Here is a 6,438-nt window from a genome sequence, read left to right on the forward strand (position 1 = left end):
TTTGTATTGACATGCGATTTGATCTAACCATTCTCGGCTGCAGCGGAGCTGTGCCTGCTTACAGGCGCTACCCAACCATGCAACTGCTCAATGTGCAGGAACAGTTGTTCATGATTGATTGCGGTGAGGGGGCGCAGATGCGTTTCAGTGACTTCAGCGTCAAATGGGGTAAACTGAGCCATGTTTTTATTTCCCACCACCACGGAGACCATGTACTGGGCCTGCCTGGTTTGCTGAGCTCTATGGGGCTCAACCATCGTACCGCGCCACTGACTATTTTTGGCCCGCCTAAGGTGGGAGACTTTTTGAAGCAGGTATGCGCTTTTTCTGAGCGGTTGTCTTTTCCAGTGCATTTTGAAGTTGTGGACCCTGATCGCAATGCCCTGGTTTATGAAAGTAAGCACCTTAAGGTTTACAGCCTGCCTCTGCGCCATAGTGTGCCGGCTGCAGGTTACCTTTTTCAGGAGAAGGAACGCCCCCGTAGCATGCGGGGCGAACTGATTGAAAAGTATCAGATCCCTTACCAGGCCATTCCCGGCATCAAGAACGGGGAGGACTTTGTTTCTTCCGATCATGGTGTAGTTCCTAACGAGGCACTGACTATTGCACCACCTAAGGCTCGTTCGTTTGCATTCTGCTCAGACACCGCTTATCAGCCTTCGCTGACAGACTATATATATGGTGTAGATTTGTTGTACCACGAAGCGACTTTCCTGCAAAAGCACGAGGCGCAAGCCAAAGAAACCGGCCATTCTACCGCAAAGGAAGCGGCACTGACCGCACAGAAAGCGAATGTCGGCACACTGTTGCTGGGCCATTATTCCACTCGTTATCCGGTGCTGGACCGTATATTGCAGGAAGCCATATCCATCTTTCCAAATACCATTCTGGGGTCAGATGGGCTGGTCGTTCCATTAATGGCACACTAAAAAGCAGCCTGCCGGGCTTTGTACTAAGAAAGCTTGCCCAAGTCTCTGATCAGGATGGTGCGCCGGTTAAAGTAGATCAGGTTAGCCTTGCGTAGGTCGTTCATGACGGAAGTGACGGTCTGTCGGGACGTTCCGGTGATGTTGGCAATATCCTGCTGAGTCAGGGCATGCTTGATCAGGGTTTCATAACCTACCCGCTTTCCTTGCTTCCGGGCGGACTCCTTTAGGAATTCGATGATGCGCTCACGGGCATCTTTAAAGATCAGGGATTCCAGCCGCTGTTCCACGTTTTGTAGGCGGTTGCCGATAAAATTGAGAACACGCATTGACAGCTTAGGGTCCCGGCGCATAACATGCTGTAGCTGAATCATCTGAATTTTCAGGATTTGCGTATCCTTTTTGATAGCCACTGAAAAGTCTTTTCGCTTGAGCTCACCTGCCAGGCAAAGCTCCCCAAACATGCTCATAGGGTGGAGCACATGCTTAATGATTTCGCGCCCGTCGGAGGAGTACCTGCCGATTTTTACAACGCCCTTGATTAAGAAGAGCAAACAATCGGACCGTTCGCCAGACTGGTAAATTGTTTCATGTTTTTTGAATTTGGCAAACTCGGCGCGGGCAGCCAGGTACTCGAGCTCTTTCGCTTCTACGCCTTCGAAAAGCGGGAACAACTGTAGGAGCTCGGCGGTGTCTTTGGATTGAGATTTCTGCATCGGATGAAATGTTTTGGTGTTCTTTGACACTACAAATATGAACCTAATACATCCGGGAAAAAACTACATAAATGCAACTTTGTTTGGAGAGTTGTTTTGGTTTTATGAATTTAAAAAATTGAAAATCAATAAGTTATAGTATTTATTTGTCTATTTTTGTTAGGGTTTGTGTGTTTTTCCTGCTTTTCTGAAAGCCTTTCTTTTAAGTATTGAGGTGACAAAAAACTGAGTTAGCCCCGATGACAGCTGTTTATGGGCGGAAAAAATATTTTTTCTAGCCTTGCCAAATAGTAAAATATATAACCAGAAAAAATAAATACGAATATTTTACGGTTAAAGGTCCGTGGTATTAATGTCACAAATTATATAAAGGTGTGTTGAGTTGATTTGCATAAGACCTTACATTTACAGTAACACAAAAACTAAAACCTTGTCAGCTCAAATTCTAAAGGTCGCTGTAAATGTGACTGCTCCCCCCACTGTCTGTTGGCAGAAATGCCTTTTAAAGCGGCAATGAAATTTTACACACCTGAATTGTGACAGTGCAATCTGACACATTCACCACTACGTTCAACACTAAGGAGAGTTTTTTGGTCATTAAACACCCAAACAATGCAAAAACTGTCCTGCTTAACTACACTATTCTTTATTTTATTGGCTTCTAACCCAAGCTACACGCAGTGTTCGCTGGTAGCGACCGCTTTTGAGGATTTGCTTGCACCTGGCACTACTGTAGTCGAGGCCCGGGTGAAGAGCGCCGCTTCCTTTTGGGGGAGCGCAGGGGAAATGATTTACACACGCTATGAACTGGAGGTTTATCAGGTTTTCAAAGGGAACGCCAGGCGTTCAGTTGACCTGGTTGCACTCGGTGGTGTCGTAGGTGATGCGGCCATTCAAGTCGCCCCTTCCACCGACCTTCAGGTAAATGATGTAGGGCTTTTTGCCCTCAAGCCTTCAGTCTATGACCTGCCTCGCGGTTACGGGCAAGCCCTGCAATCCGTTGTGCCACAGGGGGCCATAGTTACTTATGATCCAACCGCTGAAGAGGCATACCTTTTGAATGGTAAGACCATGTCCCGGGCAGCTGTGTGCGAAGCCGCGGCATCGGCGGCGGGTAGGCCTCCTGTTCGGGTCAGGGAATTTCCTGCTCCGGCGCTAAACCGCAGTATGGTGCCTCAGATTGATTCCATCACCCCCGAATGGGTAGCCGCTGGTGTCGGTGAGGTCATAACCATTCATGGTGCCAATTTCGGTGAAGGCACAGGCACAATATTTTTCCGGGATGCAGACCGGGGGGGGCAGGGATACACTGCCGCTCTTCCGTGGCATATCGTTTCCTGGACTACAACCACCATTGAAATTAAGGTTCCCCATAAAGCAGGGTCTGGTACCCCTTTGATTCTTACAAGTGCCGGAGGCATCGGATTTAGCCCCTTCTCCGTCAACGTCACTTATGCTTATAATAATGTGATGAGCTCCGGGGCATTCTATGAACCCAAGCTTATCGACCACAACAGCCGGGATGATGGAGGGTATCTTTTTACCCTCAGTGACAATACAGAGCATAATGGTGTATCGCTGGCAGCGGTGGAAGGCGCAATCGAAGCCCTCAATGCTGCTGCTGCTGCCTGGCAGGACTCTATAGGACTGCCGATTTATATAGGCGATGATTGCCCAATGGTCTCCACAACTGTCAATGGCAGCTCCAATGATGGTCAAAATATCATAAGTTTTGACCACGATGAATGGGATATCCGGGAGCAGCTAGGAGAACAGGTGCTCGCTGCCACCATTTCGCGCTACGCCCGTTGCGGTGACTCTGAGTGGGAGCTGACCGATGTGGATATGGTCATTCGGCGAGGCGCGCAGCATAATGAAACGGATGATGTGGTTTGGTCTTTCAGCGGTCTCCCAGCTGCTGATGAGTTAGATTTCCAGTCGGTAGTACTGCATGAACTGGGGCATGCGCTTCAGCTACAGCATGTGGTCAACCCGGAGGGAGTGATGCACTACGCCGCTACCTTTGGTGCTGCCCACCATGAACTCGGCTTTGAAGATGACATAGCCGGTGGTTTACATGCCATGATGGGAAGCCGGGCGTACAGCCCTCCTGCGATTTCCTGCTTCCCGGCAGAGCACTTCGACCGTCAGCGCAGGTTAGGGAAGTACACCCCCAGTCACTCTTGCGCGCCAGAAGATGATGAACTTGGGATAGAGGGCCTGCAAGCTCGCAGCCCTGATTTCGAGCTGAAAGTATTCCCTAACCCCAAGCCAAAAGATACCCCCCTGCAACTATCTGTTTATATGGAAGCGTCAGGTGAAGTGTCGCTTATGCTCTTCAGTAACAACGGTCAGCTGATCGCACAGCGCCAAGCGCCGCTTGCCCAAGGCAGGCACACCCTTGAGTGGCCTTTGCCTGACATACCTTCCGGGTTTTATCAACTGTTGGTGCAGCACAACCACGGCCGCACGCCAGTAAAAATCGTGATACCTTAAAGATTAGCTTTAAGCAGGCAATTTTTGCGCTCCCCGCACCCTTGTTGGTGACGGGGAGTTTTGCTTTTGGGCATCTTTGGCGGCGGCCTCCCTGATCAGAAGTTTTTCCGTAATTTTAGCCGGAGGCCGATTATCTTACACGCATGGAGTCTAGCCGGAAAATCATTCATATCGACATGGATGCCTTTTATGCATCGGTGGAGCAGCGCGACCGACCGGAGCTGAAGGGTAAGCCTGTGGCTGTGGGAGGCTCCAGCCTTAGAGGGGTGGTCGCTTCTGCCAGTTATGAAGCGCGCAAGTATGGCGTTCGTTCGGCTATGCCCAGTGTTACTGCAAAGCGCTTGTGTCCTGATCTGGTTTTTGTCAAATCGCGCTTCGATGTCTACCGGGCTGTTTCTCAGCAGATCAGAGCTATTTTTGAAGACTATACGGAGCTGGTGGAGCCTTTGTCCCTCGATGAGGCCTATCTCGACGTTACGGAACCATTGCGGGGGCCAAAGTCTGCAACGCTTATTGCCGGGGAGATCCGAAAGCGTATTGAGGCAGAGACCGGTCTGACAGCATCGGCAGGCATATCCTTCAACAAGTTCCTGGCGAAAGTCGCTAGTGACATTAATAAGCCGAACGGGATGAAGGTCATCCCTCCGGAAGAAGCGCTGGCATTTTTGGAAGAACTGGATATCGAAGCTTTCCACGGCATCGGCAAGGTGACGGCTACCAAAATGCGGCGGATGGGTATTTTCAAGGGGCGGGATTTGAAAGCCCTTTCGGAAATCGAGATGGTACAGCGGTTCGGGAAAGTAGGGCGGCATTACTACCGCATCGTCCGCGCGGAGGACCACCGCCCGGTCAACCCCAACCGCATCCGCAAATCCATTGGTGCGGAGCGTACTTTTAAGGAAAACCTGACCAAGGTAGCGGATATGGAAGAAAAGCTGGCCTACCTCTGTCAGGTGGTGCATCAGTACATGGAGAAAAGCGACAACTTTGGGCGTACTGTGACGTTAAAAGCCAAAACGCCGGACTTCAAAATCCTGACCCGCAGCCGCACTTTCAACCGCGAAGTGAGAAAGGAAGCCACGCTGCTGCGTACCGTGCGGGAGCTCTTGCTGGAGCACCTGGAGGAAATAGGTCAGGTGCGGTTGCTCGGCGTTGCAGTGTCTAACCTCTCCAAAGAGCAGGAAAGCCTGGGCATTCAGCTGGAGCTGGATTTCCCGGGTGCGAAAGGGAGTGCAAACGAAACAAATGGAACTGATCATCTTTGATGTTGATGGTACGCTGGTCTACTCTGACAAACGGGACAGCCGCGTTTTTGCCCAAACTTATGAATCCGTCTATCAAAAACCTTTTCCCAGTATTGACTGGCGCCAATTCCCACATGTAACGGACAATATCATCTTCGGTACTGTGATCCGGCAGCATTTTCAACGTACGCCTTCCGGAGAAGAAACCGCAGACTTCCAAGCCGTATATATGGAGGCGCTGCGCAGGGAAAGGCAAAAACAGCCCGGGCATTTCCGGGAAGTGCCCGGAGCCAGGCAAGCCATTACGCAGCTGCAACAAACCGACCGGCTGATCGGCATCGGTACCGGTGGCTGGAAAACACCGGCCCACATCAAGCTCTCGCACGTAGGCATTACGGTAGAAGACCGGCTCTTCAGCGGCGGAGACAACAAGCCCAACCGGGAGGCTATCCTGGAGGAAACCATCGCTGCCGCAGAAGACCTGAATGGCGGTCCACTGTCGAGGATCGTCTACCTGGGGGATGCCGAATGGGACGTGGCCACCACCCGGAACCTGCAGATTGATTTCGTTGGCGTGCGCCATCTGGGCGATTTGGATACCCTTCATACGATCGGGGCAGAGACCGTTATTCAGGACTACACCTGTTACGTTACTTTTGAGGCTGCGCTGCAGGCTGCCCGTCCACCGAAAAAATAAGTAAGACTGGAAACTATTTCGCCCAAGTTCCTGTTTCTCAATTGTCTGTAAAGCAGGGGAGTGAAAAGAGCGAAAAAAATAAAATTTCTCTTTTGTTTTTTCCGCCAAACTGCCCTATATTTGCAACGCCTTACGAAAAAGGCACCGCAACATAGCCAATTTAGGAACCCGTAGCTCAGTTGGCTAGAGCACTTGACTTTTAATCAAGGGGTCCTGGGTTCGAGCCCCAGCGGGTTCACAGTAAAAGCCTTCAGCATAGCGCTGGGGGCTTTTTTTATGCTCCAAACCGTTGAGTGAAACACTAACTACCCGCGCCAGGGCGAGAAGCCTGTCCCGGTGCAACCGGGAAGCCCCAGCGG

At 50.8% G+C, this 6,438-nt stretch carries 5 protein-coding genes and 1 tRNA gene; 5 read left to right on the forward strand and 1 reads right to left on the reverse strand.

Going from position 1 to position 6,438, the window contains the following annotated elements; translation table 11 throughout:
* The first annotated feature begins 11 nt into the window (after positions 1–11).
* Complete coding sequence (locus tag MRY86_RS06215; RefSeq protein ID WP_293569593.1) at positions 12–929, forward strand: ribonuclease Z; 918 nt, start codon at positions 12–14, stop codon at positions 927–929.
* A gap of 23 nt (positions 930–952) precedes the next feature.
* On the opposite strand, the gene MRY86_RS06220 is transcribed toward MRY86_RS06215, so the two are convergent.
* Positions 953–1,642 carry a Crp/Fnr family transcriptional regulator gene (locus MRY86_RS06220; RefSeq protein ID WP_293569591.1) on the reverse strand — a complete coding sequence of 230 codons (690 nt, stop codon included), beginning with the start codon at positions 1,640–1,642 and terminating at the stop codon, positions 953–955.
* Between the two features lie 612 nt (positions 1,643–2,254).
* Between MRY86_RS06220 and MRY86_RS06225 the strand changes: the two genes are divergently transcribed.
* From MRY86_RS06225 to MRY86_RS06240, 4 genes are all read left to right on the forward strand, one after another.
* Positions 2,255–4,138 (forward strand): matrixin family metalloprotease, encoded by a 1,884-nt coding sequence (locus MRY86_RS06225; RefSeq protein ID WP_293569589.1) that lies wholly within the window; start codon positions 2,255–2,257, stop codon positions 4,136–4,138.
* A 143-nt stretch (positions 4,139–4,281) separates the two neighbouring features.
* Positions 4,282–5,403 carry a DNA polymerase IV gene (gene dinB, locus MRY86_RS06230; protein WP_293569587.1) on the forward strand — a complete coding sequence of 374 codons (1,122 nt, stop codon included), beginning with the start codon at positions 4,282–4,284 and terminating at the stop codon, positions 5,401–5,403.
* Positions 5,384–6,079 carry an HAD hydrolase-like protein gene (locus tag MRY86_RS06235; RefSeq protein ID WP_293569585.1) on the forward strand — a complete coding sequence of 232 codons (696 nt, stop codon included), beginning with the start codon at positions 5,384–5,386 and terminating at the stop codon, positions 6,077–6,079. The genes dinB and MRY86_RS06235 overlap by 20 nt, the downstream gene beginning before the upstream one ends.
* Positions 6,080–6,243: 164 nt before the next feature.
* Positions 6,244–6,317 (forward strand) — tRNA-Lys (locus MRY86_RS06240).
* Positions 6,318–6,438: the final 121 nt, after the last annotated feature.

It is taken from the genome of Phaeodactylibacter sp. (assembly GCF_022763345.1).
Taxonomy (GTDB): Bacteria; Bacteroidota; Bacteroidia; order Chitinophagales; family Saprospiraceae; genus Phaeodactylibacter.